General features: G+C 31.5%; 5 protein-coding genes. All 5 read right to left on the reverse strand.

Annotated elements, in window-relative coordinates:
• Window positions 1-138: 138 nt before the first annotated feature.
• Window positions 139-2466 carry a TIR domain-containing protein gene (locus LBP67_06610; protein ID MDR2084648.1) on the reverse strand — a complete coding sequence of 776 codons (2328 nt, stop codon included), beginning with the start codon at window positions 2464-2466 and terminating at the stop codon, window positions 139-141.
• A complete protein-coding gene (locus tag LBP67_06615) occupies window positions 2463-2612 on the reverse strand; it encodes a hypothetical protein (protein MDR2084649.1) in 150 nt (49 codons plus the stop codon). Before LBP67_06615 ends, LBP67_06610 begins: the two co-directional genes overlap by 4 nt.
• Before the next feature lie 224 nt (window positions 2613-2836).
• Window positions 2837-3007 (reverse strand): hypothetical protein, encoded by a 171-nt coding sequence (locus tag LBP67_06620; GenBank protein ID MDR2084650.1) that lies wholly within the window; start codon window positions 3005-3007, stop codon window positions 2837-2839.
• Window positions 3008-3077: 70 nt separating this feature from the next.
• Window positions 3078-3515, reverse strand: a complete 438-nt coding sequence (locus tag LBP67_06625) for a zinc-ribbon domain-containing protein (protein ID MDR2084651.1) — start codon at window positions 3513-3515, stop codon at window positions 3078-3080.
• A 10-nt stretch (window positions 3516-3525) separates the two neighbouring features.
• Window positions 3526-4458 (reverse strand): thermonuclease family protein (locus tag LBP67_06630; GenBank protein ID MDR2084652.1); only part of this gene is annotated, 933 nt, incomplete at its 5' end.

The raw sequence follows: 4458 nt of genomic DNA on the forward strand, positions 1-4458 counted from the left end.
CAGTTTCTTTTGGTTGGGTAAGCCGTCAGCAGTGGCGGTATTGTCTTTACCGATATAAATTCGTCCGCCCTGCACGTTAGCAAAGCCGCATATTCATTTGAGATAGTCGTCGTGTCAGCGCCCCAAAAATGATGGCTATCAACCAACATCATAACTCTCCAAAACATCTTTATATTTTGCTTCAAGTTCATTTAATGCAGCAAGCATAGATTGTCTTCGATATATTTCTGCTAATGCTTTTTTAGGATAATATTTATTTTTCTCTTTGTTGACACATTCCTTTAAGATAGAAATTGATTTTGAAATGTCTTTATTAACATAATACTCATATTCTCCTTGCATTACAGTTGCAATATTTTCCGCTTTAGTTTCAAAACTTCTTTTAATATTTTTCAAAAGTTCATTAAGTATATCTATATCTGCGTTAGAGATATAGTGTTTTCGCGTTAAGCATATAAAATATGCTTGTATATGAAAAGCATTAAGTTTTTGATTTTCATAATTTGATTTTGATAAATCAAGAGCCTCTGAAAATTTATTTTTTACTAAAAGTACATTGACTAATTCTCTTTTAGATTTTTGTGAATTAGGGTTTTTTTTGATAGCTTCTTTTAAATATTGTTCGGCTGAATCATATTGTTTTTTTATTCGATAATAAAAACCTAGCAAAAATTTGTAATCTGTCCCCTCTATTGATTGTACTTCGGTTTCAAAACGAATATCTGATAACCTTGCCAAAGATAAACATAACCAATATCTAAATTCTCTAATTGAATTTTCGGCTAGTTTTCTTTGATTTTCTAAAACTTTATCTATAAGTGATACAACCGTTGTATATTTTTCCTTAGAATAAAGCTCAACAATAGTTTTTAAAACAAAAGAAGGCACATAGTATCTATGAGGTAATGATAATCCATTAATTATTGCACCTTTTACGGAATGCAACAATTCTGATATATCTTGAAAATCAGTTGTTTTTCCTTCATTTTGAATAAATTCTGTAAGGTTGTTTTTGATTTTTTGTTGATAAGTGGGATTTAATTTTGCTTTTGAACGTGTTAAAAAATCTGCGATTGCATAATGGATCTTTATGTATTCTTTGCTAGCACCAATTAAATCAAAAACACTTTTTATAAAAAAATCTTCTAACAATTCGTTTACTTCATCGGTATTTCCAACGATTGAATATAATAAATCGTAACTTATAAATTCAAAATTAGATAATAACACTAAAAGATCGAATGCAAAGCTGCCTTTCTTTTTAATATCGTCAATTAAATAAAATACCTTTGTTTCTCCAAAATCAATAATGTCTTGCTTATTTTTAATAGTATCAAATATTCCAAACTCATTTATCTGTTCTACAGCGTAATGAGTTTGTGCTGGTATTCCATTCAATAGGGATAAAATTTCAAGCGATTGTTCCCTTTTTAAGTCAATATGCAAAAGAGAACAATATTTTACAAAAAGTTTTTCTGTGTCTTTTTCTGATAAACTTGTAAGATTAAAATGTAATAATAAATCTTTATTATTTCTTAAAACATCATTAGAAGGTCTAAAGAGAGAGATGATGCATAGAGTAAATGTATTATCAAATTCTCTATCATTAATAATTTCTAAAAACCACTTTGATATTTGTTTTGTAGGTTGAATTATACATCCAGAGTCAATTATAAAAATGTATTCATTTGATTTTTTGACATCTAATAAAAGTTTTTTTGCACCATCAATTTTTTGCTCATATTCAAGTTCATTTAATTGTTCTAAAAAATCTTTCGAGTTTTCTCCATTTGAGTCCTGCAATTTTAACATAAAATCTTCAATACTTTCTTTACTATCAAGAGTAATATAAATTGGGACATAGGTGTCATTTATTCTATTATCTCTTTGAAGTGCTTTTCTTAAAAAAGTTCTTCTTCCTATACCTTCGAAACCTGATACAATTATTGATTTAGGTTCTATGTCATCAACACTATAAATTTTTGCCTCAAATTGGTCAAAAACATCTTGTCTTCCTACAAATAATGATTCTTTTGCTTTGAAAATAGGATTTTTTTCTATGGAAATTTCTCTTAATCTCTGCTTTATTTTTTTAAAAATAATAAAATGATTTGTTATAGGTTTTAATAAATATTTTCTGATCCAACTCGGTATTCTGCTATCTGTTGAAACATTGATGGAATTATCAATTAGAATTGGATAAAATTGTTTATTTATTCCATCATCAATCAAGTTCTTTATTTCGGTTATTTCTGTTTTTACCCAATCTGAATTGAGAGAGTCATTAGAAATAAAGAATACAAAGATATCACTATTACCTATACCTTTTTTAATTTCATCGAATACTTTCATGCCTGACTCAAATTCAAAATCATCAAACACACATTGCGCTTTACCTAAACTATTTGCAATTTTCCTAACTAAATCCTTTTGTTTACTACTGTGTGATAAAAATGCTCTATTCATATCATTAAAATTTGATTTTTATACTTATAATCAATATTATCATCCACTTCCGCCAATTCTTCTTCCAGCAAATACTCATCAATAAACGTTTTATTTTCCAAATAAATATGTGCCAAGAAGTTGTCAAATTTATTTATACTATTCATTTTGCAAATATTTTCGACAAAAGTACAAATAAAAATCGAATTCGTGAGTTCGATGGATAATTGAAGTTTTCTCAAAATACCTATCAAAAAACGAAAGACACAAGCTATAGATATCAAAATCCTTTTGGTTTAAGCGTTTCACCGCTTCATCAATTACTCTATCGTGTAATGATTTTTGAATCCTATCCGCCATATTTCTTTAATTTTAATTTTATATTATTTTATCAGTGAATATTCTCCCAATTTTCTATTATAGCTTTAGCTCGTTCATTTATACTATTTGCTCTATCGTATAAACTCTTAACCACTTCATTCAGCTCGTCTTCGCTATTGATAATCCAGTAACCGCCACTCCACATCATGCTTCCAATACAACAACCGTGATTGAAAATCATGTCTCGTACCAAGTCACGAACATGTTCATTAGTGGGACCGCCACTTTCTAAAAAACATGCATCTCTAATTTCAGACGTTGTTTTTTGATTGTGACCGCACCATACTCCAAATTATCAAAATAACCAACGGGAAAATAGTATAAACTAAAAACTCAGTTATATCATACAATTCATATGAATGTCTTAGCCGTACATCATCATATGAGCTAAACGGCCAAAATTTGTTTGCACCCATATTATTCCCCTTAAATATACCTCTTGAAGATATTAATAAAAGTCCCAAATGCAATAGTACCCAAGCTATATACCAGCCCATTGTTTTTTTGAGAGAATGGTAATCCAAACTTTTTCTATGTTCTTCTATTACTTGCCTAGTTTTTTCGGATTCAATAATATGCTCTGCAAGCTGTTCTTTTGATGAAGATTGTCCTTCATCTTGCCTTTTGCCACAATGTGAGCAAAACTTCGAGTTATCGGGGATTTGTGCCCCACATTCAATACAATACATATAGTTTTATTTAATTTATTAACAATGTTTTAAATTTATCTTTATACTTAAACTCCGCTACACCATCCACCTCCGCCAATCCTTCTTTCAATAAATGCGCATTAATAAACGTCCTGTTTTCCAGATAAAGATACAGCATCAAACGGTTATTGCTGTCGTGTTTCACTTCGTCGTATCGCAGGAAGACTTTTTTCCCTTTCAATTTTTCGCGCAGGTATTCTGTCGCTTTGCCGTTGATTGCCGGATTTTGTTTTATGCCAATCAGGCGAACGGTTAAACCGTTATTTAATTTGAGCAGTTCGGGACTGATAATTTCTTTTACCGTAAAATATTCTTCCCGTTTTTCGCTGCTTTCGGCGTCTATTTTTGAGCCGAATTGCAGTGTTTTTACATCAATTTTCCTGTCTAATTTATGCGTATCAATAAATTGATAAGGTAATTCGCCAATTTTTTTCTCAAAATCAATTTTGATTTCGGGCTGTTTAATTATTTCAATTTTCACTCCGTTAAAAGCATCGCCTGTGCCGATTTTTCCTTTGATAAGCGGAATAAATTCGGGATTAATTTCGTATCCGACAGAATTTCTGCCTAATTTTCCGGCAACGGATGCCGTCGTTCCGCTACCCATAAACGGGTCTAAAACCGTTTCGCTGGAAAATGAAAACATCTTAATCAAACGTGCCGGCAACTCTTCGGGAAACATTGCCAGGTGCCTGTCCTGCTTTACGCCGTTGAAGTACCAGTGTCCGTTGAAATAAGTGTTCCATTCTTCGTTGGTCATTGCCGATTGCGCCTTTTGTTCGACTGTCGGTTTTGGAGCATTGCCCTGCTTTTTGAACAGCAGGATATATTCAAAATCCAGCTTCACAATGCCGTTGCGCGGATGCGGAAAACTGCCCATGACCGCTCCTCCGCCTGTGGTGTTCATCGTGGTAGTCTTTTG

It is taken from the genome of Bacteroidales bacterium (genome assembly GCA_031276035.1).
In the GTDB taxonomy this organism is placed as follows: Bacteria; Bacteroidota; Bacteroidia; order Bacteroidales; family BM520; genus RGIG7150.